24 protein-coding genes are annotated in these 23,353 nt (G+C 61.8%); 20 read left to right on the top strand and 4 right to left on the bottom strand.

Translation table 11 applies throughout. The annotated features are described in order from the left end of the window. The first annotated feature begins 6 nt into the window (after window positions 1-6). The 18 genes from EJA70_RS04530 to EJA70_RS04445 all read left to right on the top strand — a co-directional run bounded on the left by EJA70_RS04530 (window position 7) and on the right by EJA70_RS04445 (window position 16,904). On the top strand, window positions 7-261 hold the full coding sequence (locus EJA70_RS04530) for an acyl carrier protein (protein ID WP_007909503.1): 255 nt from the start codon (window positions 7-9) through the stop codon (window positions 259-261). Further along, window positions 258-803 carry a hypothetical protein gene (locus EJA70_RS04525; protein WP_158829938.1) on the top strand — a complete coding sequence of 182 codons (546 nt, stop codon included), beginning with the start codon at window positions 258-260 and terminating at the stop codon, window positions 801-803. The genes EJA70_RS04530 and EJA70_RS04525 overlap by 4 nt, the downstream gene beginning before the upstream one ends. Continuing rightward, window positions 800-2,479: an acyl-CoA synthetase family protein gene (locus EJA70_RS04520; protein WP_158829937.1), complete on the top strand. Its 1,680-nt coding sequence runs from the start codon at window positions 800-802 to the stop codon at window positions 2,477-2,479. The genes EJA70_RS04525 and EJA70_RS04520 overlap by 4 nt, the downstream gene beginning before the upstream one ends. Window positions 2,480-2,556: 77 nt before the next feature. Continuing rightward, entirely contained in the window at window positions 2,557-3,291 is a 735-nt protein-coding gene (locus EJA70_RS04515) for a glycosyltransferase family 2 protein (protein WP_008077609.1), read from the top strand. Continuing rightward, on the top strand, window positions 3,288-4,235 hold the full coding sequence (locus EJA70_RS04510) for a glycosyl transferase (protein ID WP_008077610.1): 948 nt from the start codon (window positions 3,288-3,290) through the stop codon (window positions 4,233-4,235). Before EJA70_RS04515 ends, EJA70_RS04510 begins: the two co-directional genes overlap by 4 nt. Beyond that, window positions 4,216-5,760, top strand: a complete 1,545-nt coding sequence (gene hutH / locus EJA70_RS04505; RefSeq protein ID WP_008077612.1) for a histidine ammonia-lyase — start codon at window positions 4,216-4,218, stop codon at window positions 5,758-5,760. The genes EJA70_RS04510 and hutH overlap by 20 nt, the downstream gene beginning before the upstream one ends. Then, the gene (locus EJA70_RS04500) at window positions 5,753-6,178 is read left to right on the top strand and encodes a thioesterase family protein (RefSeq protein WP_158829935.1); all 426 of its coding nucleotides are present in this window, start codon (window positions 5,753-5,755) and stop codon (window positions 6,176-6,178) included. The genes hutH and EJA70_RS04500 overlap by 8 nt, the downstream gene beginning before the upstream one ends. Then, the gene (locus EJA70_RS04495; RefSeq protein WP_158829933.1) at window positions 6,175-6,777 is read left to right on the top strand and encodes an outer membrane lipoprotein carrier protein LolA; all 603 of its coding nucleotides are present in this window, start codon (window positions 6,175-6,177) and stop codon (window positions 6,775-6,777) included. The genes EJA70_RS04500 and EJA70_RS04495 overlap by 4 nt, the downstream gene beginning before the upstream one ends. After that, window positions 6,761-9,100 (top strand): MMPL family transporter, encoded by a 2,340-nt coding sequence (locus EJA70_RS04490; RefSeq protein WP_158829931.1) that lies wholly within the window; start codon window positions 6,761-6,763, stop codon window positions 9,098-9,100. Before EJA70_RS04495 ends, EJA70_RS04490 begins: the two co-directional genes overlap by 17 nt. Further along, window positions 9,097-10,260, top strand: a complete 1,164-nt coding sequence (locus EJA70_RS04485) for a sodium:proton antiporter (RefSeq protein ID WP_158829929.1) — start codon at window positions 9,097-9,099, stop codon at window positions 10,258-10,260. The genes EJA70_RS04490 and EJA70_RS04485 overlap by 4 nt, the downstream gene beginning before the upstream one ends. Further along, entirely contained in the window at window positions 10,247-11,494 is a 1,248-nt protein-coding gene (locus tag EJA70_RS04480) for an NAD(P)/FAD-dependent oxidoreductase (RefSeq protein ID WP_158829927.1), read from the top strand. The genes EJA70_RS04485 and EJA70_RS04480 overlap by 14 nt, the downstream gene beginning before the upstream one ends. Then, a complete protein-coding gene (locus EJA70_RS04475; protein ID WP_158829925.1) occupies window positions 11,491-12,216 on the top strand; it encodes a class I SAM-dependent methyltransferase in 726 nt (241 codons plus the stop codon). The genes EJA70_RS04480 and EJA70_RS04475 overlap by 4 nt, the downstream gene beginning before the upstream one ends. Before the next feature lie 155 nt (window positions 12,217-12,371). Then, entirely contained in the window at window positions 12,372-12,830 is a 459-nt protein-coding gene (locus EJA70_RS04470; RefSeq protein WP_158829923.1) for a DUF3261 domain-containing protein, read from the top strand. Next, the gene (locus EJA70_RS04465; RefSeq protein WP_158829921.1) at window positions 12,827-14,023 is read left to right on the top strand and encodes a beta-ketoacyl-[acyl-carrier-protein] synthase family protein; all 1,197 of its coding nucleotides are present in this window, start codon (window positions 12,827-12,829) and stop codon (window positions 14,021-14,023) included. Before EJA70_RS04470 ends, EJA70_RS04465 begins: the two co-directional genes overlap by 4 nt. Then, entirely contained in the window at window positions 14,020-14,484 is a 465-nt protein-coding gene (locus EJA70_RS04460; RefSeq protein WP_158829919.1) for a hotdog family protein, read from the top strand. The genes EJA70_RS04465 and EJA70_RS04460 overlap by 4 nt, the downstream gene beginning before the upstream one ends. Then, window positions 14,477-15,205: a 3-oxoacyl-ACP reductase FabG gene (gene fabG, locus EJA70_RS04455; RefSeq protein ID WP_008077232.1), complete on the top strand. Its 729-nt coding sequence runs from the start codon at window positions 14,477-14,479 to the stop codon at window positions 15,203-15,205. The genes EJA70_RS04460 and fabG overlap by 8 nt, the downstream gene beginning before the upstream one ends. Further along, window positions 15,205-16,440 (top strand): beta-ketoacyl-ACP synthase, encoded by a 1,236-nt coding sequence (locus EJA70_RS04450; protein WP_158829917.1) that lies wholly within the window; start codon window positions 15,205-15,207, stop codon window positions 16,438-16,440. The genes fabG and EJA70_RS04450 overlap by 1 nt, the downstream gene beginning before the upstream one ends. A gap of 20 nt (window positions 16,441-16,460) precedes the next feature. Continuing rightward, a complete protein-coding gene (locus tag EJA70_RS04445) occupies window positions 16,461-16,904 on the top strand; it encodes an excinuclease (protein ID WP_158829915.1) in 444 nt (147 codons plus the stop codon). 209 nt (window positions 16,905-17,113) lie between these two features. Here EJA70_RS04445 and EJA70_RS04440 read toward each other — a convergent pair whose 3' ends face one another. Further along, a complete protein-coding gene (locus EJA70_RS04440; RefSeq protein ID WP_105706014.1) occupies window positions 17,114-17,497 on the bottom strand; it encodes a type II toxin-antitoxin system PemK/MazF family toxin in 384 nt (127 codons plus the stop codon). Between the two features lie 191 nt (window positions 17,498-17,688). Here EJA70_RS04440 and EJA70_RS04435 point away from each other — a divergent pair, with 191 nt between their 5' ends. Next, on the top strand, window positions 17,689-18,126 hold the full coding sequence (locus EJA70_RS04435) for an excinuclease (protein WP_158829913.1): 438 nt from the start codon (window positions 17,689-17,691) through the stop codon (window positions 18,124-18,126). Between the two features lie 54 nt (window positions 18,127-18,180). On the opposite strand, the gene EJA70_RS04430 is transcribed toward EJA70_RS04435, so the two are convergent. Continuing rightward, a complete protein-coding gene (locus EJA70_RS04430; RefSeq protein ID WP_158829911.1) occupies window positions 18,181-19,077 on the bottom strand; it encodes a LysR family transcriptional regulator in 897 nt (298 codons plus the stop codon). Window positions 19,078-19,195: 118 nt separating this feature from the next. Between EJA70_RS04430 and EJA70_RS04425 the strand changes: the two genes are divergently transcribed. Beyond that, window positions 19,196-20,470 (top strand): MFS transporter, encoded by a 1,275-nt coding sequence (locus EJA70_RS04425; RefSeq protein ID WP_158829909.1) that lies wholly within the window; start codon window positions 19,196-19,198, stop codon window positions 20,468-20,470. Between the two features lie 139 nt (window positions 20,471-20,609). Here the strand turns inward: EJA70_RS04425 and hemE are convergent, their stop codons facing one another. Both hemE and EJA70_RS04415 read right to left on the bottom strand, forming a co-directional pair. After that, window positions 20,610-21,677 (bottom strand): uroporphyrinogen decarboxylase, encoded by a 1,068-nt coding sequence (gene hemE, locus EJA70_RS04420; RefSeq protein ID WP_158829907.1) that lies wholly within the window; start codon window positions 21,675-21,677, stop codon window positions 20,610-20,612. Between the two features lie 247 nt (window positions 21,678-21,924). Further along, on the bottom strand, window positions 21,925-23,343 hold the full coding sequence (locus tag EJA70_RS04415; protein ID WP_039757038.1) for an FAD-dependent oxidoreductase: 1,419 nt from the start codon (window positions 23,341-23,343) through the stop codon (window positions 21,925-21,927). Window positions 23,344-23,353: the final 10 nt, after the last annotated feature.

Here is a 23,353-nt window from a genome sequence, read left to right as displayed (position 1 = left end):
CGGACCATGCAAACTCGTGACGACATTTTCAACACCCTGCGCGATGCCCTGGTCGAGCTGTTCGAACTGGATCCGGCCCGTGTGAGTCTGGAGTCCAACCTGTATCAGGATCTGGAAATCGACAGCATCGACGCGGTCGATCTGATCGACCACATCAAACGCCAGACCGGCAAGAAAATCGCCGCCGAAGAATTCAAATCAGTGCGTACCGTCGGTGACGTGGTCGAGGCGGTCTACCGTCTGGTTCAACCCGCCGCATGAGTCGATTGATCGGCCTCGGCCTGCTGCTGGCCGGTCTGCTTTACCCCTTCGCGGTGTATTTCGGCATGGAGCACTTTGCCCCGTGGCAGTTCGGCTTGCTGCTGGGCGGCCTGTGGCTGGCGCGAGCGCTGACCGGCGAGCGCAAACCCGGCAGCTTGTGGATGGCCTGTGTGGCGATCGTCTTCTGCGTGTTGTTGGCGCTGTTCGACAGTCCGCTGTTGCTGCGCTGGTACCCGGTATTGATCAGCGGCTTCATGCTGGCGCTGTTCAGCCTGAGTCTGAAATACGGCCCGCCGATGGTCGAGCGCCTGGCGCGCCTGCGCGAGCCGGAGTTGCCGGACATTGCGATTCGCTATACGCGCAAGGTCACGGTGGCCTGGAGCGTGTTTTTCTTCTGCAACGGTTTGTGCGCCGCCCTCCTGACCCTGTGGGCGCCGCTGAATTGGTGGATGTTGTACACCGGCCTGATCTCCTATGGATTGATCGGCCTGATGTTTGCCATTGAATGGCTGATACGACAACGGGTAAGAGGCCGTACATGAACTGGATAAAACTTGAGCAGCTGTTGCTCAAGGCTCTGCCGGCGCGGGCGATCTGCGCTGCGCCGGCACTCGATCACGCGCAACTGCACGCTCAGGCGCTGAGCGTTGCCGCCGGCCTGCAAGCGCAGGGCGTGAAGCGTTTGGCCGTACACCTGGAAGACGCCGCTGATCTGGCCATTGCCCTGTTGGGCGCGTGGCGCGCAGGCGTTAGCGTGTTATTGCCGTCTGATTTGCAACCGCAGACCCGCCAGCGCTGGTCGAGTGAAGTCGATCTCTGGCTGACCGATCACGCCGAAGACGCGCAACTGAACGACTTCCAGCAGCCAGCATTGCCCGCTGCGCAATTGGATCTCGATCAATGTCAGTTGAGCCTGTGCACTTCCGGCTCCAGCGGTGAGCCCAAGCGCATCGACAAAACCCTGCGCCAGTTGGCCAATGAGGTCGAGGCGCTGGAACAACTCTGGGGCGCGGATCTCGGTGAAGCCTGCATCATCGGCAGCGTTGCCACCCAGCACATCTACGGACTGCTGTTTCGTGTGTTGTGGCCGCTGTGCGCCGGACGGCCGTTCGTGCGCAAGCAACTGGCATTCCCCGAAGACATGCAGCGCGCCAGCCGCGAGCATCCGGCCTTCGCCTGGGTCGCCAGCCCGGCGCTACTCAAGCGCATGGGCGACAACCTCGACTGGCCCGCGCTGAGCCCCGTGCGCCGGGTGTTTTCCTCCGGCGGCGCGCTGCCGGCAGAAGCCGCGCAGAGCCTGCAGCAACGCCTGCAACAATGGCCGACGGAGATTCTTGGCAGCTCGGAAACCGGCGGTATCGCCTGGCGTCAGGGCGAACAACTGTGGCAGCCGTTCGCCGGTGTTGAACTCAGTCAGGACGCCGACGGTGCACTGCTGATTGCGTCGCCTTATCTACCTGCCGGCCACATCGAACACACCGCCGATGCCGCGCGCATCGCCGCCGACGGTCGTTTCGAGCTGCTTGGACGTCTGGACCGGATCGTCAAACTGGAAGAAAAACGCATCTCCCTGCCGATGCTTGAGCAAGCCCTGGTCGCCCACGCCTGGGTCGCCGAAGCGCGGCTGGGCGTGGTGCAGGAAAATCGTGCATCGCTGGGTGCCCTGCTGGTTCTCAGCGAATCAGGCCTGTTTGCCTTGCGTGAACACGGCCGGCGCAGCCTGACTGAAGGCCTGCGCAAGCATTTGAGCCAACACTGTGAAGCGCTGGCCCTGCCACGACGCTGGCGTCTGGTGCGGCAATTGCCGCTGAACAGCCAAGGCAAACTGCCGCAGGCCGAGGTCGAGGCGTTGCTGCTGGCCCCGCGCCCGAAAGCGCCGGAAGTGCTGTCGCAGGTCGAGACCGAGGGTGAATGGAGTTTGCAACTGAGTGTGCCCCCGGATCTGGCCTACTTTAGCGGCCACTTCCCCAAGGCCCCGGTGCTGCCAGGCGTGGTGCAGGTGGAATGGGCGCTCAATCTTGGGCGGCAATTGCTGAATCTGGGTGGCGCGTTTGCCGGGATGGAAGTGCTGAAATTCCAGCAACTGGTGCGGCCAGGGGATGAAATTCAGCTGCATCTGCGTTTTGATCCGGAGCGCAGCAAGTTGTATTTCGCTTATCGCAATGACACGGCGACATGCTCCAGCGGGCGGATTCTTTTGGATGTAGAGCATGATTGACCTTGGTGAGTGCTGCGCACTCAATCGCGAGCAGGCTCACTGCTACAGGGATCGCGGTTTTCCACAGGAGAACTGTTATGCATAACCCTTGCGCGGTGATTCCGGTTTATAACCACGAAACCGCGATCGGTACGGTGGTCGATGCTCTGCTCGCGCAGGGTCTGCCGTGCATTCTGGTCGACGATGCGAGCACGCCATCCTGTGCGCGTGTACTCGATGCTCTGGCCGAACGCGACAACGTGCATCTGGTGCGTCTTGCTGCCAACCAGGGCAAGGGCGGCGCGGTGATGACCGGGCTGCGTGAGGCCTCGTTGCTGGGGTTCAGCCATGCGTTGCAGGTCGACGCCGACGGTCAACACGACCTGCACGACGTCGCCCGTTTCGTCGAAGAATCCCGAGCTCACCCCGACGCGATGATCTGCGGCTATCCGTTGTTCGACGAGAGCGTGCCGAAAGGCCGTTTGTACGCGCGCTATCTGACCCACGTGATGGTGTGGATCAACACGCTGTCGCTGCAGATCCGCGACTCGATGTGTGGCTTTCGCGTGTACCCGTTGGCGCCGACACTGGCGCTGATCGACACCGCGAAAGTCGGCAAGCGCATGGATTTCGACTCGGACATTCTCGTGCGCCTGGCGTGGCGCAATCAGCCGATGCGCTGGCTGCAGACCAGCGTGCATTACCCGCTGGACGGCGTGTCGCACTTCCGGCTGTTCCACGACAACGCGCTGATTTCGAGCATGCACACCCGCTTGTTCTTCGGCATGTTGTTGCGCTTTCCGGTGATCCTCTGGCGACGGTGGCGAGCATGACCGGCGAAACCGACAAGAAGCACTGGGCCGACCGCGAAGAACGCGGCAGCTTTCTGCTGATGAAATTCACCGCGTTCGCCGCCAAAGTCCTCGGCCGCCGTCTGCTCAGTCCGTTGCTGTACGGCATCGTTCTGTACTTTTTCCTGTTCGGCCGCACGGCGCGCCGCAGCGCCTGGCAGTACCAGCAACGGCTGGCCGCATGGAGCCAGCGCGAAGCGTTGCGCCCGAGCCATTGGCGGGTGTTCGCCCAGTTCATGGCCTTCGCCGATTCGATGCTCGACAAGCTCGACGTGTGGAACGGCAAGCTGCGCATCGAACAGATCGAAATCGTCGACCCGGCACTGCTGCGCAATCAATTGCGCGGCAGTCGCGGGCAACTGCTGGTCGGCGCGCACCTGGGCAACCTCGAAGTCTGCCGCGCGCTGGCGGAGATCGGCGAAAAGGTCACGATGAACGTGTTGGTACACACCAAGCACGCTGAACAATTCAACCGCCTGCTCGGCGAAGCCGGAGCGACCAACCTGCGCCTGATTCAGGTCAGTGAGCTCGACCCGGTGATCATGCTGCAACTGCACGAACGGCTGGAGCGCGGCGAGTGGCTGGCGATTGCCGGCGATCGCGTGCCGCTGCACGGCGGGCGCAGTGTCACCGTGGACTTTCTCGGCCACCCGGCGCCATTCCCGCAAGGTCCGTGGTTGCTCGCCGGTCTGCTGAAATGCCCGGTCAATCTGTTGATGTGCCTGAAACAGCCGGACGGCCACTATCGCCTGACCCTCGAACCCTTTGCCGACACCATCGTGTGGAAGCGCAGCGAGCGCGAGCAGGTCATTCATCAGTGGGCCACCCGCTATGCGCAGCGCCTGAGTCACTATTGCCTCGAAGCGCCGCAACAATGGTTCAACTTTTACCCTTTCTGGAAGACCGATGACGACGCCAACCCATGAGCCGGTAACCTTCGGCGAACGCCCATTGCGCATCGAAGACGTGCTGGCCCTGGCCAACCGTCAGGCGCCCGTGCAGTTGCAGAGTGACGCCGACTATCGCGAGCGCATCGCCAAAGGCGCGCGGTTCCTCGATTCGCTGCTGGACAAGGAAGGCGTGATCTACGGCGTGACCACCGGTTACGGCGATTCCTGCGTGGTCGCGGTGCCGCTGCATCACGTCGAAGCGTTGCCGCGTCATCTCTACACGTTCCACGGTTGCGGCCTCGGCAAACTGCTCGACGCGCAAGCAACCCGCGCGGTGCTGGCGGCGCGTTTGCAGTCGTTGTGCCACGGCGTGTCCGGGGTGCGCGTGGAATTGCTCGAGCGTCTGCACGCATTCCTCGAATACGACATTCTGCCGCTGATTCCTGAAGAAGGTTCGGTCGGCGCCAGCGGCGATCTGACGCCGCTGTCTTACGTCGCCGCCACCCTCTCGGGTGAACGCGAAGTGATGTTCCGTGGCGAACGCCGTCAGGCCGCCGAGGTGCATCGTGAACTCGGTTGGACGCCGTTGGTGCTGCGTCCGAAAGAAGCGCTGGCACTGATGAACGGCACCGCCGTGATGACTGGCCTCGCTTGTCTGGCGTTCGCCCGCGCCGATTACCTGCTGCAACTGGCCACGCGCATCACCGCGCTCAATGTCGTCGCGCTGCAAGGCAATCCGGAGCACTTCGACGAACGTCTGTTCGCCGCCAAACCGCATCCGGGACAAATGCAGGTTGCCGCGTGGCTGCGCAAAGATCTGGCGATCGACGCACCGACCGCGCCACTGCATCGCTTGCAGGATCGCTACTCGCTGCGCTGCGCCCCGCACGTACTCGGTGTGTTGGCCGACAGCCTGAACTGGCTGCGTTCGTTTATCGAAATCGAACTGAATAGCGCCAACGACAACCCGATCATCGACGCCGAAGCCGAGCGCGTTTTGCACGGCGGACACTTCTACGGCGGGCACATTGCGTTCGCCATGGACAGCCTGAAAAACCTCGTGGCCAACGTCGCCGACCTGCTCGACCGGCAACTCGCCTTGTTGGTCGACGAACGCTACAACCACGGTCTGCCGAGCAATCTATCCGGCGCGCCAGCGGATCGCGCAATGATCAACCACGGCTTCAAAGCCGTGCAGATCGGCACCAGCGCCTGGACCGCCGAAGCGCTGAAAAACACCATGCCGGCCAGCGTGTTCTCGCGCTCCACCGAGTGCCACAACCAGGACAAGGTGAGCATGGGCACCATCGCCGCCCGCGATGCAATCCGTGTGCTGGAACTGACCGAGCAGGTCGCCGCCGCGACCCTGCTCGCCGCCAATCAAGGCGTATGGCTGCGTGCGCAGGCTGAAGACGCCCGTCCGCTGCCACCATCGCTGGCAGCGATGCACGAAGAACTCGGAAAAGACTTCCCGCCGGTCATTGAAGACCGCGCACTGGAAGGCGAACTGCGCCTGTGCCTGCAACGCATCGCCGCGCAACACTGGAGGCTGCATGCGTAGCGCCGGAGTACTTCACGCCGACACCGAAATCCTCGTGCCGTTTTTTGACGTCGACACCATGCACGTGGTCTGGCACGGCCATTACGTCAAATACCTCGAAGTCGCGCGGTGTGCGCTGCTGGACAAGATCGGCCACAACTACACGCACATGGTCGAGTCCGGGTTCGCCTGGCCGGTCATCGACCTGCAACTGCGCTATGTGCGCGGCGCGGTGTTCGGTCAACGACTGAATGTGCGCGCCAATCTGGTCGAGTGGGAAAACCGTCTGAAGATCAATTACCTGATCACCGACCTGCAAACGGGTGAGCGCCTGACCCGTGCCTGCTCTGTGCAGGTCGCCGTCGACGTGAACAGCCGCGAAATGCAGCTGGCTTCGCCGAAAGTTTTCACCGATGCCGTGGAAAGGATGCTGCGATGAATGTTTTTGTTAAAAGTTTGAGCGTATTGGCGCTGCTGACGATGTCAGCGCTGGCCAACGCCTTTGACCTGCAACAACTCAGCGAGCAACTGGCGAAACCGGACGTAATCCACGGCCAGTTCATCCAGGAAAAACACCTGCGCGCCCTGCCGCAACCGTTGATCAGCAAGGGCAGCTTCGTCCTCGCAAAAAATCACGGCCTGCTCTGGCTGCTGAAAACTCCGCTGCAGCAGGATTACCGCATCAGCGCCAACGGCATCGCCCGCCGCGACGACAACGGCTGGCAAATGTTGCCGAACAAGAGCGCCGGGGCGGAGCAGAACCGCTTGTTCCTTGCCGTGCTGCAAGGCGACAGCAGCGGCCTGCAACGCGACTTCGAACTGGCCCTGAGCGGCGACGCCCAACAGTGGAAACTCACGCTGACCCCGCGCTCGCTGCTGCTCAAGCAAGTGTTCAAGCAGATCAACATCGACGGCGGCGCACTGGTGCAAACCATCGAACTACTGGAAACCCAGGGCGACAGCACCGTGCTGCGCATGCAGGACAGCACCGCTGGCCAACCATTGAGCGACGCGGAGCAACATGACTTTGCCGAGTGAACGCAGGCTGCCCTGGCTGTTTCTGATCCTGCTGCTGGCAGTTGTGGCGCTGGCCGGCTGGCAGTGGCGCGACGGCGCGCCGCTGTCGGCGAACCTGATGGAGCTGGTGCCCGGCACCAATCCTGACGCCCTTGAACTGCGCGCCGAACAACGCATGCAGGAGCCGCTCAACCGCGAAATGCTGGTGCTGGTCGGCCATGCCGATCGTCAGCAAGCAGTGGCCATGGCGCAGACGCTGGGCGAGCAATGGCAAGCCAGCGGCCTGTTCGAAAAAGTCCAGTGGAACCTGCAAGCGGATCTCCCCGCGCTGCGCACGCAATTGCTGCAAGGGCGATTGGCGATGCTCTCGGCGGATGATCGGCAATTGCTGGTCGAACACCCCGACGTCTTTATTCAGCAGCGCGTACAAGCGTTGTTCGACCCGTTCAACGGCTTCAGCCTGGTGCCGAGTCAGGACGATTGGCTGGGCCTCACCGGGCGTATCCAGAACAGCCAGCCGAAGCACGGCGCGGTGCAACTGGACATCGGCAGCGGCGCGTTGATCGCCGACGCCGATGGCAAGAGTTGGGTGTTGCTGCGAGCACGCACCACCGGCAATGCCTTCGACATGAACCTGCCGTTGCAAGTGGCGGCTCTGCTCCAGCATAGCCGTGAACAGGCGGCCAAAGACGACGTGCAACTGCTCGCTGCCAGTGGCCTGCTGTACGCCGCCAATGGTCAGCAACAAGCGACTCGCGAGATGACCTGGGTCGGCGGCGGCGCCACCGTCGGCATTCTGTTGCTGCTGTTGCTCGCCTTCCGCCGCTGGCGTGTGCTGCTGGCCTTCGTGCCGGTGCTGGTCGGCATGTTGTTCGGCGCAGTCGCTTGCGTGGCGCTGTTCGGGCACATGCATGTGATGACGCTGGTACTCGGCTCAAGCCTGATCGGCGTGGCGGTGGATTACCCGCTGCACTATCTGTCGAAGAGCTGGAGCCTGAAACCCTGGCGCAGTTGGCCGGCGCTGCGCCTGACCTGGGTGGGCCTGACGCTGAGCCTGATCACCAGCGCCATCGGCTACCTGGCGCTGGCCTGGACGCCGTTCCCGGCACTGACGCAGATTGCGGTGTTCTCTGCTGCCGGGTTGCTCGGCGCCTACCTGTCGGCGGTATGCCTGCTGCCGGCGCTGCTGAACAATCTCGAACTGCGCCCGGCGCAATGGCCGCTGCGCTTGGCCGAACGCTTGGTGACGCTGCGCGAAAAACTTCTCGAACATGTGCGTACGCCGGTGCTGCTGGCGTTGTTGATCGCCTTCTGCGCCGGCGGTCTGGTGCAGTTGCAAAGCAAAAACGACATCCGCCAATGGGTCGGTGCACCGCAGCACCTGACCGATGAAGCACAGACCATTGCGCGAATTACCGGCTATCAACCGACCAGCCAGTTCTTCCTCGTGCGCGCGGCCAACCAGCAACAACTGCTGGAGCGTCAGGCTGCGCTGAGCGAGCGTCTGGAACAGTTGGTCAACCTCGACAAGTTGCAGGGTTATCTGGCCCTCGATCAACTGGTCAGCCCGCCGAGCCAACAGGAGCAAGTGCGCGCCGCGCTGAACAAACTGCCGCAATACTGGCAACCGCTGCTCGACCTCGGCGTGCCGCTCGCGGCGCTGCAAACCGAGCTGCAACAGTTGCAGACCGTGCCCGCCGAAGACATCGACGCCGCACTGGCCGGGCCGCTCGGCGAGCCTTATCGCACCCTCTGGCTCGGCGCGACCGAAGACGGCGTGGCGGCGATGACCAGCCTGCAAGGCTTGAACAACCCGGCCTTGCTGCGGGTGCAGGCGCTGGACTTGCCGGGGGTGATGCTGGTCGATCGGCTCGGCGAACTGAATGAAGTCTTCGCCGCGACACAGATCAGCGCTGCCGAACTGAAACTCGCCTCCTGCGTGCTGATCGTGCTGGTGTTGATCCTGCCGTTCGGCCTCGGTGGCGCGTTGCGCATCGTCGCGCTGCCGCTGCTTGCGGCGCTGTGCAGCCTCGCCAGTCTCGGCTGGCTCGGCCAGCCGTTGACCCTGTTCAGCCTGTTCGGCCTGCTGCTGGTGACGGCGATCAGCGTCGATTACGCCATCCTCATGCGCGAACAGGTCGGCGGCGCGGCGGTCAGTCTGCTGGGCACCTTGCTGGCAGCGCTGACGACATGGTTGTCGTTTGGTTTGCTGGCGGTTTCGAGCACGCCGGCGGTGAGCAACTTCGGCTTGTCGGTCAGCCTCGGCCTGGCCTTCAGCTTCATGCTCGCGCCGTGGGCCGGACGCCAGCCACACGCCGTCAGCGCCACCGAGTCGGCAGCATGATGGTCGTTGCGTTCTGGTTACTGGCCTTGGCGTTGTTTGCCGTGGCCACCCGTGTCGGTCGCCACTTCGGTCTGATCCCGATTGTTAGCCAGTTGCTGCTGGCGAGCTTCGGCCTGCCGCTGTTGATGTATTTCTGGATCGAGCCGGGCTGGCAGCTCAGCGGCGCTGCCCTGATTGCGCCAGACTGGTTGAAAAACCTCTACAGCCTGAGTTTTGCCGTGCTGCTCGGGCATATCCTCAGTGACGTGATTGACCTGCGCCTGGATCGCCAGAGCGTGAAAATCGCGCTGCCGAGTTTCGCCGTGCCGTTTGCCTGCGGTGTCGCCGTCGCGGCCTGGCTGTTGCCGGCGCAACCGTGGCTGAACTCGCTGGCGATCGGCCTGGTGTTCGCGATTACCGCGATCCCGGTGCTGTACCTGTATCTGCGCCATATCGACTACCCGCCCGCCGCCACGCGACGGCTGGTGCAGACAGCGATCCTGATCGACCTCACCTGCTGGACCGTGTTCGGCCTCGCTCAGGGCAGTTTGCACCTGAGTAGTCTGTTGCTGCCGCTGGGGCTCGCGTGCGTGCCGCTGTTGCTGCGTGTGGTCGGGGTGCGCCGGCCGCTGACCTACAGCCTCGGTTTTTTCGCCCTGCTGGTGATGGCCGAGCATTACAAACTCAATGCGTTGATCTTCGGCGTTGGCTATCTGCTGTGCATGGCCGCACTGAAAGTGCCGCTGGTGCTGCCGTTGCCGGCGCGCTGGATGAGCCGTTTGCAGACGTGGATCGCGATCCCGCTGATCCTCACTTTCGGCATCGTCCAGATCGATGTGCACAGCGCCCTCGCCAGCCTCGGCGCACTGCAATGGGCGGCGCTGCTGCTGTTGCCGATCGCCAGTAAACTGCTCGGCAACTGGCTCGGCCTCGGTTGGGCCGGCGCCTCGTTCGAGGGCGCCAGCCGCTGGCGCGAAAGCGTGCTGCTGAACATCCGTGGCCTGAGCGAAATCGTCTTTCTGAATTTATTGCTGCAACAACAACTCATCACCCCGGCGCTGTATTTCGCGCTGATGCTGATGGGTCTGATCGCAACGCTGTTGCCGGCCGTGATCGGCCTGCATCGCGCCCCGCTTAACCTTGAACATCATTTGCCCCGGAGCTCGCGTGCCAATCGTTGAAATGGAATCCCGTCAGGTCGTGATCATCGGCGCAGGCCCCTCCGGCGCCATTGCCGCGGCATTGCTCAAGCGCAAGGGCCACGATGTGCTGGTGATTGAACGCCAGCACTTTCCGCGCTTTTCCATTGGTGAAAGCCTGCTCAGCCATTGCCTGGATTTTGTCGAGGAGGCCGGCATGCTCGAGGCCGTCAACGCCGCCGGTTTCCAGCGCAAGACCGGCGCGGCATTCGCCTGGGGCGAGCGTTATAGCGCATTCGATTTCAGCGACACCTTCAGCGAAGGCAAGCCGAGTACCTTCCAGGTGCAGCGCGCCGATTTCGACAAGCTGCTGGCGGATCAAGCCGCCCTGCAAGGCGCCGAGATTCGTTATGGCGATGCCATCGTCAGCGTCGATTTCGACCGGACAAAACCGCACCTCGACGTGCGCCGCGAAGACGGTAGCGAATACCGCGTTGAAGCGGATTTCGTGTTGGATGCCAGCGGTTACGGTCGCGTGCTGTCGCGCCTGCTCGATCTGGAGGCACCGTCGAACTTCCCGGTGCGCCAAGCGGTGTTCACCCACGTTGAGGATAACATCGACCACCCGGCGTTCGACCGCGAAAAAATCCTCGTCACCACCCATCCGGAGCATCGCGATATCTGGTTCTGGACGATCCCGTTCAGCAACGGTCGTTGCTCGGTAGGCGTGGTCGCTGCCGCCGAGCATTTTGCCGGTCGCGATGCCGACCTCGACGCCTGCCTGCGCAGCTTCATCGCTGAAACCCCAAGCCTGGCCGGCGTGCTGAACAACGCCGTGTGGGACACCCCGGCGCGCACCCTCGGCGGCTACGCGGCCAACGTCAAAACCTTGCATGGCCCGGGTTTCGCACTGCTGGGCAACGCCGCGGAATTCCTCGACCCGGTGTTCTCCTCCGGTGTAACCATCGCCATGCGTTCGGCGAGCATGGCGGCGGCGGTGCTGCATCGGCAGTTGCAAGGCGAAACGGTCGATTGGCAGAGCGAGTTCGCCGAGCCGCTGAAGCGCGGCGTCGACACCTTCCGCTGCTACGTCGAAGGCTGGTACGCGGGCACCTTTCAGGACGTGATTTTCTACGAGGACAGCCAGGCCGAGATTCGCCGGATGATCTGCTCGATCCTCGCCGGTTACGCCTGGGATGAGCGCAACCCGTTTGTCAGCGAAGCGCGCCGTCGCTTGAAGATGATTTCCGAACTCTGTGCAAAGGACGCCACATGAATTACTTGAGCGACAGCTACGTCGAGGAAACCCGTTTCGGCTTCTGGTTCCTGCGCAGCCATACCTGGCAGCACCATGTCTTGCGCGTGGCGATCAATGATTTGCGCGGGCTGTTCAGCGAAGCGCTGCCGGAGCATCCGGTGCTGCTCGACGCCGGTTGCGGTCAGGGCAAGTCGTTCGCTCATCTGCGCCAGACCTTTGCCCCGCAACGCCTGATCGGCGTTGACGCCGACCCACACAGCCTTGAACTGAGCGGCGAAGAAGCGGCGCGTCAGGGCCTGGACGTCGAACTGATCGGCAGCGATTGCGCGACCCTCAATGTCGCGGACGCCAGCGTTGACCTGCTGTTCTGCCACCAGACCTTTCATCATCTGGTCGAGCAGGAACAAGCGCTGGCCGAGTTTTATCGCGTACTCAAACCCGGCGGTTATCTGCTGTTCGCCGAGTCCACCGAGGCTTACATTGATACCTGGGTAATTCGCTGGTTGTTTCGCCATCCGATGCACGTGCAGAAGAGTGCCGCGCAGTACCTTGAGATGATTCGCGGGCAGGGTTTCGAGTTTGCCGAGCAGAACGTCTCGTACCCGTATCTGTGGTGGAGCCGGTCGAAGGATTTTGGCTTGCTGGAGCGGTCTGGATTGCGCAAGCCGAAGCCGTTTGGGCAGCGCGAAGAGACGTTGGTCAACGTCGTGGCGCGCAAGCCGCTTGAGGGCGCTATCTGATGCAACACCGTCAACCTGCACACCTGGAACCTTGTGGGAGCTGGCTTGCCAGCGATTGGTGTGTATCAGTCAACCCCAATGCTCGATGTGCCGCCGCCATCGCTGGCAAGCCAGCTCCCACAGGGTCCAGGGTGTGGCGACTTTTTGTGTTTTGCATGGTGCTTTTATTGAGTGCCTGCGCCAGTCACGCGCCATTGCCAGCAGGCAACCCGACATTGCCCCTACCCCTGCAACTGCACATCGAGCGCGAGCAAGCCGGGCAACGCCAGGACTGGCTGCTGGTGATCCAGCGCGAAGGCCCCGGCATTCGCTGGTCGATGATGGACCCACTGGGCATTCCCTTGGCGCGTCAGCAATTGATCGACGGTCGCTGGCAGGCCGATGGTCTGCTGCCGCCGAACCCGGAGGCCCGGGAATTGTTTGCCGCGCTGCTGTTCGCGCTGACGCCGTCGGGCGAGCTGTTGCGCAACTATCCTGCGGCCGTGCAACAGGGTCAGCAACGCTCCCTGCCAGCACGCTGGGACGTGCGTTATGCACAACCGTCGAGCTTCGAATTGAACCTGCCCCAAGGCCCGCACTATCGCGTTTCTCCGCTGAGTGAATCGACGCCATGACCGCTTACCTGAATGCCCTCGGCGTGATCTGCTCGCTGGGTCGCGACAAGTCGCAAGTCGCACGCCATCTGTTTGCCGGCGACTGCTCGGGCATGCGTCGCGAGCCTGGCTGGGTGCCCGAGCGTGAATTGCCTGTGGCGGCGGTGCAGGGTGAGCTGGCGCCGATTCCCCCGCAACTCGCAGAGCAAAGCAGTCGCAACAATCAGCTGCTGCTCGAAGCCGCGTTGCAGATTCGCGATGACATCGACCAGGCGATCCAGACGTATGGCCGCGAACGTATCGGCGTGGTGCTCGGCACCAGCACCTCGGGGATCGACGAAGCCAGCCGTGGCCTGGCGCATTTCATTCGCGAACAGCAATTCCCGGCCGAGTACGACTATCGACAACAGGAACTCGGCGCCCCGGCCAACTTCCTCGCCGACTGGCTGCAACTGAGCGGTCCGACCTACGTGATTTCCACCGCGTGCACCTCCAGCGCTCGTGCACTGATGAGCGCCCAGCGCCTGCTCGATCTGGGCCTGTGCGACGCGGTGCTGTGCGGCGGCGTCGACAGCTTGTGCAAACTGACGCTCAACGGTTTCTCGTCGCTGGAGGCGGTATCGGACGAGCGCTGCAATCCGTTCTCGGCCAATCGCAACGGCATCAACATCGGCGAGGCGGCCGTGCTGTTTCTGATGAGCAAACAGCAAGGCGACGGCCCGGCCATCGCCCTGCTCGGCGCGGGCGCCAGCTCCGATGCGCATCACATTTCCGCCCCGGAGCCGAGCGGTCGCGGCGCCCTGCAAGCGATGCAAAAAGCCCTGGGCCGCGCCCGACTGCAGGCCGATCAGATCGACTATCTGAACCTGCACGGCACTGCCACTCAGCACAACGACGCCATGGAAAGCCTGGCGGTGGCCACGCTGTTCCCCGCCGGCGTCGCCTGTTCCTCGACCAAACCGCTGACCGGCCATACCCTCGGTGCGGCCGGCGCGCTGGAAGCGGCGTTCTGCTGGCTGAGCCTGAGCGCCGACAACATCGATCACGCCTTGCCGCCGCACGTCTGGGACGGCCAGGCAGACCCCGCTCTGCCACCGCTGAAATGGGTGACCGCGAGCCAACGCCTGTCGTCCATTGCACCCCGCTACCTGATGAGCAACTCGTTTGCCTTCGGCGGCAACAACGTCAGCCTGATTATCGGAGACGCCCCATGACCGATTGGCCGCTCGCCGAACTGCTGCCCCACGCCGGCGACATGATCCTGATCGATACGATCCTCAGTTTCGACGATGAGCAGATTTTCACCCGGCTCACCGTCAAGCCTGACGGTCTGTTCAACCTGCCCGACGGCAGCCTGCCGGCCTGGGTCGGCGTCGAGCTGATGGCGCAAAGTGTCGCCGCCTTCGCCGGTTGCCACGCCCGCCAGAAAGGCAATGCGGTGGAGTTGGGTTTCCTGCTCGGCACACGCAAGTTCGAGTGCAACGTCGCCGCGTTTCCCGTGGGCAGCGAGCTGACCATTCATGGCATCCGCTCACTGGAAGACGACAACGGCATGGGCGTTTTCGAATGCCATATCAACGCCCCCGGCATCGCAGCGACTGCCCGGTTGAATGTGTTCCGTCCGCCTGAAGCGGCTGATTATCTTGTGCAAAAAAAGGAGTCGAACGATGACTGAATCCGTACTGGTCACCGGCTCCAGCCGTGGCATCGGCCGCGCCATTGCCCTGCGCCTGGCGCAAGCCGGCCACGACATTGTTCTGCATTGCCGCAGCGGCGTGACTGAGGCGCAAGCGGTGCAGGCTGAAATCCAAGCGCTGGGGCGCCAGGCGCGCATCCTGCAATTCGACGTTGCCGACCGTGCAACCTGCAAAAGCATTCTCGAAGCCGACGTCGAAACCCATGGCGCCTATTACGGCGTGGTGTTGAACGCCGGGCTGACCCGCGACGGCGCATTCCCCGCGCTGAGCGATGACGACTGGGACGTGGTGCTGCGCACCAACCTCGACGGTTTCTACAACGTCCTGCACCCGGTGATGATGCCGATGATCCGTCGTCGCGCCGCCGGTCGCATTGTCTGCATCACTTCCGTCTCGGGGTTGATCGGCAACCGTGGCCAGGTCAACTACAGCGCCTCGAAGGCCGGCGTGATCGGCGCGGCAAAGGCGTTGGCGATCGAGCTGGGCAAGCGCAAAATCACCGTTAACTGCGTCGCGCCGGGTCTGATCGACACCGCAATGCTCGACGAAAACGTGCCGGTGGAAGAACTGATGAAAATGATCCCCGCGCAACGCATGGGCACACCTGAAGAGGTGGCCAGTGCAGTGAATTTCCTGATGTCGGCGGAAGCCTCGTACATCACCCGCCAGGTCCTGGCGGTCAACGGAGGCTTGTGCTGATGAAGCGCGTCGTCGTCACCGGCATGGCCGGTATCACTTCGCTGGGCAGCGACTGGCAGACCATCGCCGGCAACTTTGCGGCCAACCGCAGCGGCATCCGCCGGATGGACGAGTGGGATCGCTTCAGCGAACTCAATACGCGCCTGGCCGGGCCGATCGATGATTTTGTCGTGCCGGCGCACTGGACGCGCAAACAACTGCGCAGCATGGGCCGGGTGTCACGGCTGGCGGTCGGCGCGGCGGAAAAAGCCCTCGGCGATGCCGGTTTGCTCGGCGATGAATCGATCAAGGACGGGCGCATGGGTGTGGCCTGCGGCTCGTCCACCGGCAGCACCGACGAGATTAAAGCCTTCGGCAACATGCTGCTCAACTCGGTGGCCGAGGGGCTTAACGCCAACTCTTACGTGCGGATGATGCCGCACACCACCGCTGCGAATATCAGCATCTTCTTCGGCCTCACCGGGCGCCTGATTCCGACGTCCAGCGCCTGCACCAGCGGCAGCCAGGGCATCGGTTATGCCTACGAGGCGATCAAGTTCGGGCGCCTGCCGTTGATGCTCGCCGGCGGTGCCGAAGAGCTCTGCCCGACCGAAGCCATGGTCTTCGACGCGCTCTACGCCACCAGCCTGAAAAACGATGCGCCGCAGACCAGCCCGCGCCCGTACGACAAGGGCCGCGATGGTCTGGTGATCGGTGAAGGTGGCGGCATGCTGGTCCTCGAAGAGCTCGAACACGCCCTCGCCCGCGGTGCGCACATCCACGCCGAGATCGTCGGTTTCGGCAGCAACGCCGACGGCCAGCACACCACCCGCCCGGAGCAAGTGACCATGCGTCGCGCGATGGAGCTGGCGCTGGAAGACGCCGGGCTGACGGTGGACGCGATCGGCTATGTCAACGGTCACGGCACCGCTACAGAACAGGGCGACATTGCCGAAACACTGGCGACCAGCAGCCTGTTCGGCGAGCGCATGCCGATCAGTTCGCAGAAAAGCTTCCTCGGCCATACGCTCGGCGCCTGCGGGGCGCTGGAATCGTGGTTCAGTATCGAAATGCTCAACAGCGACCAGTACGTGCACACGTTCAACCTCGACGAGGTCGACCCGCACTGCGGCAAACTCGATTACCTGCGCGGCGAATTTCGCCAGATGCACCACGACTACGTGATGAACAACAATTTTGCTTTTGGTGGCGTCAACACCTCGTTGATTTTCCGCCGCTGGCCGCAACCGAATTAATCCGGGTCAAGGAGACCTCCATGCACTTCAAGAAACTCGCTGTTGCCACCCTGCTGCTCTGCGCCCTGCCGACCGTCAGCCAGGCCCGTGACACGGCGGTTTACCTGCCGTTCGACAAAGCCGTCGCCGAAGCCACGCGTTCCGGAAAAATCGATGGCAGCGTCAAGTTCTACCTGGCCGGCAACACCCCGGCCGGCAAAGTCAGCGTCATCAGCCCCGGCGCCGTGACCAACAAGAAGACCAACGCCTTCAACAAGTCCGACGCAGAAGCCTGCCAATGGGTTGCACAGTCGGCCATCATCAGCCTGCACCAGGCCGCAAAAAGCGCCGGCGCCAATGCCGTGACCAACATCGTCAGCTTCTACAAGAGCAACGAGCGCAAGGACTCGCAGACCTACGAATGCCACGCCGGCGCCATCATGGCCGGTGTTGCGTTGAAGGGTGATCTGGCCAAGGTCCAGTAACCGCCAAAAACGACAAAGGGCGCCTTTCGGCGCCCTTTCACAGACAGGTTGGCTTGTCATGGCCGATTACCTGTCTGGCTCTGCGATGGCTGGTTACCCAGGATCCTCAGAGTCTCACAAGCCCCTTACGGGAACCCCCACAGTATTGCCTGAATTGGATTGCCGGACAACGGCTGGCGTTTGGCCTTGCCGTGCCACCCCTGCTGCCATTACAGCCCAAGCGCGAGTCTAACGGCGGCTTTGACCGCAGAAAACTCGTCTATTGCAAGATGTGAAATCAGGTAAACGCGCCGTCCTTCTCGATCCTTGCTTTTTATACGGTCAAGCCGAGAAAGGCTAACTGTCGCCACCATGTCGCACTTTGCCCAGCATGTGGGGCTGGCGCCCTGCAGATGACTTGCGAGTTCAAGGTGGTGACCAAGCATGATATCGGGCGCCGTAGTACTCAGTGGCACGACGGTTACCAACAAGCTGTTAGTCCTGTGTTTACGTATGACAACTACGGGTCTGATCTTGACCATCTCAGGGACTTCATACCCCCTAAAATCACAAATCAGCACACTGCCCTCCTTGGGCTGGTAACGAAGTGGCATCCGTTGCGCTCACTGAAAAGAACCGATTTTGCGCAAAAAACGGAGTTTTCACTAAGGCTGTTCCGTTACTGAAAATGTAAGTTTCGCTACTGACTTCAACCTGCAACCTGAACACGCAGCATCTACACTCCCTCAAACCACATCAGCACCATGCCTGCCCGCGCTTCTCTTTCACCGTCAAGGAGATGACCATGCAAGTGAAAGCTCTGATCGCCGCCACGCTTTTCGCTCTGTTACCGGGCGCCAGCCATGCCACCAACCTCATGTACATGCCGTTCGAAACCGTCGTGTCGGACGCGCTGCGGGCCGGGCGGCTGGATGGCAGTGTGAAGTTTTATCTGGCCGGCAATGGGCCGCAGGGGACTCAGCAGTTGCTGCGCCGGGATGTGATCAGTGATCTGGGTACCAATGGTTTCAACAAGAGCGATCATGATTCCTGCGAGTGGGTGTTGCAGTCGAACCTGATCAAGTTGCAGGCGGACGCCAAACGGGTCGGGGCGAATGCGGTGGTCAATCTCGTCAGTTATTACGACCAGCATGTGCGCAAGGATTTGAATACGTACGAATGCCGGGCAGGGATTTTTGTCACGCGGGTGGCGTTGAAGGGGGATTTGGTGCGGTTGCCGTAATGGCCAAGATCAAAAGATCGCAGCCTGCGGCAGCTCCTACAGGGCTGCGATCTTTTAGGCGGACTCGACCTTGCGCGTGAGCAGCTCGACAAAGGCCTTGGCCATCGGCGACTTCTGGTCCTTGCGCTGCACCAGCCACACCGCCGTCACCGCTTCTGGATCGAGCAATGGCCGATAGACCACGCCATCGATGCGCATCCGCTGATACGACGCCGGCATCACCGACACGCCCAACCCCGCTGCCACCAGGCCGATAATGGTCATCGCTTCGCCGGCCTCTTGCGCGAAATGCGGACTGAACCCGGCGTCGCGGGCCAAGCTGAGCAATTGCGCGTACAGACCGCTGCCGTAACTGCGTGGGAAAAACACGAATGGTTCGTGGGCCAGCGCCGCCAGAAACAATCCCTCTTCCGAGCCCTGCGCCAGCGGATGCTTGGAACTGAGCACCGCGACCAGCGGCTCACGCATCAACTCGACCACGCTCAACGAATCCGGCAATCCCAGCGGGCGCATGATCCCCACCTCGATCGACTGATCGACCAAGGCATCGGCGACCATCGTGCTACTCATCTCGCGCAGGTTCAGGTGCACCGCTGGAAAGCGTTGGCGAAAGGCAAAAATTGCCTGCGGAATGGTCGAATTGAACGGTGCCGAAGAGGTGAAGCCAATCTTCAACTCGCCCAGTTCACCGAGTTGCGCACGTCGGGCGACGTCCGCTGCTTTATCGACCTGGGCCAGCACCAATCGCGCCTCTTCGAGAAACAATCGGCCAGCCTCGCTCAACTCGACCCGACGATTGGTCCGCTCGAACAATCGCGCGCCGACCTCTTGCTCCAGCGCCTGAATCTGCTGGCTCAGTGGCGGCTGGGAGATGCCCAGCACCTGAGCGGCACGGCCGAAATGCAGTTCTTCGGCGACGGCGATGAAGTAGCGCAGATGTCGCAATTCCATGGAAACCCCATTAGGTCGTAAAAGCTCTCAAACAGGTCGAACAATATATTGGATAGAAACATTAGCCAGCTATATGATTTTTTCATTGCCTGCCCGGCCGTGCCCTCCGAGGTCTGAAGTGAAAACTGCTGTTGCGCCCCTAGCCCATGAAGTCCCGCCTGCTGCGGTGGACGATGTCGTCGCCGAACTGCAAGAGATCTACATCGAAAAAGGCACGCCGATGTTCATGCGCACGGTGCTGGCGCTGTTCAGCGGCGGCTTCGCGACGTTCGCGCTGTTGTATTGCGTGCAGCCGATGATGCCGTTGCTGTCGCACGAATATGGGATCAATGCCGCACAGAGCAGCCTGATCCTCTCGGTGGCCACCGGCATGCTCGCCATCGGCCTGCTGATCACCGGGCCGATTTCCGATCGGGTCGGGCGCAAACCGGTGATGGTTGCCGCGTTGTTCGCGGCGGCGCTGTGCACCATGGCCAGCGCGATGATGCCGAGCTGGCACGGCGTGCTGATCATGCGCGCGCTGATCGGGCTGTCGTTGAGCGGGCTGGCGGCGGTGGCAATGACTTATCTGAGTGAGGAGATTCATCCTCAGCACATTGGCCTGGCGATGGGTTTGTACATCGGCGGCAACGCGATTGGCGGGATGAGCGGGCGCTTGATCACCGGCGTGCTGATCGACTTTGTCAGCTGGCACACGGCGATGCTGGTGATTGGCGGTCTGGCGATGATTGCCGCAGCGGTGTTCTGGAAGATCCTTCCGGAATCACGCAACTTCCGCTCGCGTTCGCTGCATCCGCGCAGCTTGCTTGATGGTTTCACCATGCACTTTCGCGATGCCGGTCTGCCGCTGCTGTTTCTAGAAGCGTTCGTGCTGATGGGCGCGTTCGTCACGTTGTTCAACTACATCGGTTATCGCTTGCTGGCGGCGCCGTACAACCTTGATCAGGTGTTCGTAGGCTTGCTGTCGGTGGTGTATCTGTCGGGGATCTACAGCTCGGCGAAAATTGGGTCGCTGGCGGACAAGCTGGGGCGACGCAAAGTGTTGTGGGCGACCATTGCGCTGATGTTCGCCGGCCTCGCGCTGACGATGTTTACGCCGCTGTTGCTGGTGATTGTCGGCATGCTGATTTTCACCTTTGGCTTCTTTGGCGCGCACTCGGTGGCGAGCAGCTGGATCGGTCGGCGCGCGACCAAGGCCAAGGGACAGGCGTCGTCGTTATACCTATTCAGCTATTACGCAGGGTCTAGCATCGCCGGCACGGCGGGTGGGGTGTTCTGGCATATGGGCGGGTGGAACGGGATTGGCCTGTTTATCGGTTCGTTGTTGCTGATCGCGCTGCTGGTGGCGTTGAAACTGGCGAAGTTGCCGCCACTCGGTGGTGTCAAAGCCTGAAAGCAAAAGATCGCAGCCTTCGGCAGCTCCTACATTAATCCCATGTAGGAGCTGCCGAAGGCTGCGATCTTTTGATCTTGAAAAAACGCCCGGCATAAGCCGGGCGTTTTGTTTTCTGTTATTTAGAGCTGTGTGGCGATCACTCGTGATACTGCGCCGACAACTCATGTACTGCGCGCAAAAACGCACCGGCATGTTCCGGATCAACCTCAGGCGTGATGCCATGGCCAAGGTTGAATACGTGACCGCTGCCCTTGCCGTAGCTGGCCAGAATACGCCCGACTTCAGTGCGGATCGCTTCCGGTTTGGCGTAGAGCACGGTCGGGTCCATGTTGCCTTGCAGGGCAACCTTGTCGCCAACGCGGGCGCGGGCGTTGCCGATGTCGCAGGTCCAGTCCAGACCCAGTGCATCGGCGCCAGCGTCAGCAATGCTTTCCAGCCACAGGCCGCCGTTTTTGGTGAAGAGGATCACCGGCACTTTGCGACCGTCGTTTTCGCGGATCAGGCCGCTGACGATTTTCTTCATGTAGGCCAGCGAAAACTCCTGATACGCCGCCGCCGACAGGTTGCCGCCCCAGGTGTCGAAAATCTGCACCGCTTGCGCGCCGGCCATGATCTGGCCGTTGAGGTACGAGGTCACCGACTGCGCCAGTTTATCCAGCAACAGGTGCATGGCTTGCGGGTTGTCGTAGAGCATCGCTTTGGTCTTGCGGAAGTCTTTCGACGAGCCGCCTTCGACCATGTAGGTCGCCAGGGTCCACGGGCTGCCGGAGAAACCGATCAACGGCACACGCCCGTTGAGCTCGCGGCGGATGGTGCTGACCGCGTCCATCACATAGCCGAGGTCTTTGTGTGGATCAGGAATTGGCAACGCTTCGATGTCAGCGAGGGTGCTGACGACTTTCCTGAAGCGTGGACCTTCACCGGTCTCGAAGTACAGGCCCTGGCCCATGGCATCGGGGATGGTGAGGATGTCGGAAAACAGGATCGCCGCGTCCAGTTGTGGATAGCGGTCTAGCGGTTGCATGGTGACTTCGCAGGCGAATTCCGGATTCATGCACAGGCTCATGAAATCACCGGCCTGGGCGCGGCTGGCGCGGTATTCCGGCAGGTAGCGGCCGGCCTGGCGCATCATCCACACCGGGGTGACGTCAACGGGTTGCTTGAGCAGGGCGCGGAGGAAACGGTCGTTCTTCAGGGCAGTCATGTCGGCATCCGGAAAAAAAGTGCGGGCATTTTCTCAGAGCGCGACGCAAAAGGCACGGATGCAGGTCAGCCTTTTGTCTATCGGGTCAATTTATCGTTATAAATACAGATCTTCGCAACACCACAAACAACTGTGGGAGCTGGCTTGCCAGCGATAGCATCACCTCGGTTTGCCTGACAAACCGAGGTGTCTGCATCGCTGGCAAGCCAGCTCCCACAGGTATTGCATTGCAGTCAGCTAGACGGGTTTAGACGCCCAGGTAATCAAGGATCCCTTCGGCGGCGTTGCGGCCTTCGAAGATTGCCGTTACCACCAGGTCGGAACCGCGCACCATGTCGCCACCGGCAAAGATTTTCGGGTTGCTGGTCTGGTGCTTGTACTGACCCTGCTCAGGCGCAACGACGCGGCCCTGGCTGTCGGTCTGGATCTCGAACTGTTCGAACCACGGCGCCGGGCTCGGGCGGAAACCGAAGGCGATAACCACGGCGTCGGCCGGGATGATCTCTTCGGAACCCGGGATCGGCTCGGGGCTGCGACGGCCACGGGCGTCCGGCTCGCCAAGACGGGTCTCGACCACTTTGACGCCTTCGACCTTGTCTTCACCGACGATGGCGATCGGCTGGCGGTTGTAGAGGAACTTCACGCCTTCTTCCTTGGCGTTCTTCACCTCTTTGCGCGAGCCGGGCATGTTCGCTTCGTCACGACGATAAGCGCAGGTCACCGATTTGGCGCCCTGACGGATCGACGTGCGGTTGCAGTCCATCGCGGTGTCGCCGCCGCCGAGTACCACAACCTTCTTGCCTTTCATGTCGACGAAATCTTCAGGCGACTTTTCAAAGCCCAGGTTGCGATTGACGTTGGCAATCAGGAAGTCCAGTGCGTCATAAACGCCCGGCAGATCCTCACCGGCAAAGCCGCCCTTCATGTAGGTGTAAGTGCCCATGCCCATGAACACCGCATCGTATTCGGCGAGCAGTTGTTCCATGGTCACGTCTTTGCCGACTTCGGTATTCAAACGGAACTCGATGCCCATGCCGGTGAAGACTTCGCGACGATTGCTCAGCACGGTCTTTTCCAGCTTGAACTCGGGGATGCCGAAGGTCAGCAGACCACCGATTTCCGGGTTCTTGTCGAACACCACCGGGGTCACGCCGCCACGTACCAGCACGTCGGCACAACCCAGACCCGCCGGGCCTGCACCGATGATCGCGACACGTTTGCCGGTCGGCTTGACCTTGGACATGTCCGGGCGCCAGCCCATGGCGAACGCGGTGTCGGTGATGTACTTCTCGACCGAACCGATGGTCACCGCGCCGAAGCCGTCGTTAAGGGTGCAGGCACCCTCGCACAGACGATCCTGCGGACAAACCCTGCCGCAGACTTCCGGCAGGGTGTTGGTCTGGTGCGACAGCTCGGCGGCCTGGAGGATGTTGCCCTCGGCCACCAGCTTCAGCCAGTTGGGAATGAAGTTGTGCACCGGGCACTTCCATTCGCAATACGGGTTGCCGCAACCCAGGCAGCGGTGGGCCTGATCGGCCGACTGCTGGGGTTTGAACGGTTCGTAGATTTCGACGAACTCTTTCTTGCGTTGACGCAACAGTTTCTTCTTCGGATCTTTGCGCCCGACATCGATGAATTGAAAGTCGTTACTGAGACGTTCGGCCATCTTCAAAACC

It is taken from the genome of Pseudomonas sp. PB103 (assembly GCF_009764635.1).
Classification (GTDB): Bacteria; Pseudomonadota; Gammaproteobacteria; order Pseudomonadales; family Pseudomonadaceae; genus Aquipseudomonas.
This window is presented reverse-complemented; position numbering and strand designations above follow the sequence as displayed.

Bases quoted from the DNA above. Each gene is read 5' to 3' on its own strand.
- EJA70_RS04530 (WP_007909503.1), top strand. From the start codon at position 7: ATGCAAACTCGTGACGACATTTTCAACACCCTGCGCGATGCCCTGGTC.
- EJA70_RS04525 (WP_158829938.1), top strand. From the start codon at position 258: ATGAGTCGATTGATCGGCCTCGGCCTGCTGCTGGCCGGTCTGCTTTAC.
- EJA70_RS04520 (WP_158829937.1), top strand. From the start codon at position 800: ATGAACTGGATAAAACTTGAGCAGCTGTTGCTCAAGGCTCTGCCGGCG.
- EJA70_RS04515 (WP_008077609.1), top strand. From the start codon at position 2,557: ATGCATAACCCTTGCGCGGTGATTCCGGTTTATAACCACGAAACCGCG.
- EJA70_RS04510 (WP_008077610.1), top strand. From the start codon at position 3,288: ATGACCGGCGAAACCGACAAGAAGCACTGGGCCGACCGCGAAGAACGC.
- hutH (WP_008077612.1), top strand. From the start codon at position 4,216: ATGACGACGCCAACCCATGAGCCGGTAACCTTCGGCGAACGCCCATTG.
- EJA70_RS04500 (WP_158829935.1), top strand. From the start codon at position 5,753: ATGCGTAGCGCCGGAGTACTTCACGCCGACACCGAAATCCTCGTGCCG.
- EJA70_RS04495 (WP_158829933.1), top strand. From the start codon at position 6,175: ATGAATGTTTTTGTTAAAAGTTTGAGCGTATTGGCGCTGCTGACGATG.
- EJA70_RS04490 (WP_158829931.1), top strand. From the start codon at position 6,761: ATGACTTTGCCGAGTGAACGCAGGCTGCCCTGGCTGTTTCTGATCCTG.
- EJA70_RS04485 (WP_158829929.1), top strand. From the start codon at position 9,097: ATGATGGTCGTTGCGTTCTGGTTACTGGCCTTGGCGTTGTTTGCCGTG.
- EJA70_RS04475 (WP_158829925.1), top strand. From the start codon at position 11,491: ATGAATTACTTGAGCGACAGCTACGTCGAGGAAACCCGTTTCGGCTTC.
- EJA70_RS04470 (WP_158829923.1), top strand. From the start codon at position 12,372: ATGGTGCTTTTATTGAGTGCCTGCGCCAGTCACGCGCCATTGCCAGCA.
- EJA70_RS04465 (WP_158829921.1), top strand. From the start codon at position 12,827: ATGACCGCTTACCTGAATGCCCTCGGCGTGATCTGCTCGCTGGGTCGC.
- EJA70_RS04460 (WP_158829919.1), top strand. From the start codon at position 14,020: ATGACCGATTGGCCGCTCGCCGAACTGCTGCCCCACGCCGGCGACATG.
- fabG (WP_008077232.1), top strand. From the start codon at position 14,477: ATGACTGAATCCGTACTGGTCACCGGCTCCAGCCGTGGCATCGGCCGC.
- EJA70_RS04450 (WP_158829917.1), top strand. From the start codon at position 15,205: ATGAAGCGCGTCGTCGTCACCGGCATGGCCGGTATCACTTCGCTGGGC.
- EJA70_RS04445 (WP_158829915.1), top strand. From the start codon at position 16,461: ATGCACTTCAAGAAACTCGCTGTTGCCACCCTGCTGCTCTGCGCCCTG.
- EJA70_RS04440 (WP_105706014.1), bottom strand. From the start codon at position 17,497: ATGCCACTTCGTTACCAGCCCAAGGAGGGCAGTGTGCTGATTTGTGAT.
- EJA70_RS04435 (WP_158829913.1), top strand. From the start codon at position 17,689: ATGCAAGTGAAAGCTCTGATCGCCGCCACGCTTTTCGCTCTGTTACCG.
- EJA70_RS04430 (WP_158829911.1), bottom strand. From the start codon at position 19,077: ATGGAATTGCGACATCTGCGCTACTTCATCGCCGTCGCCGAAGAACTG.
- hemE (WP_158829907.1), bottom strand. From the start codon at position 21,677: ATGACTGCCCTGAAGAACGACCGTTTCCTCCGCGCCCTGCTCAAGCAA.
- EJA70_RS04415 (WP_039757038.1), bottom strand. From the start codon at position 23,343: ATGGCCGAACGTCTCAGTAACGACTTTCAATTCATCGATGTCGGGCGC.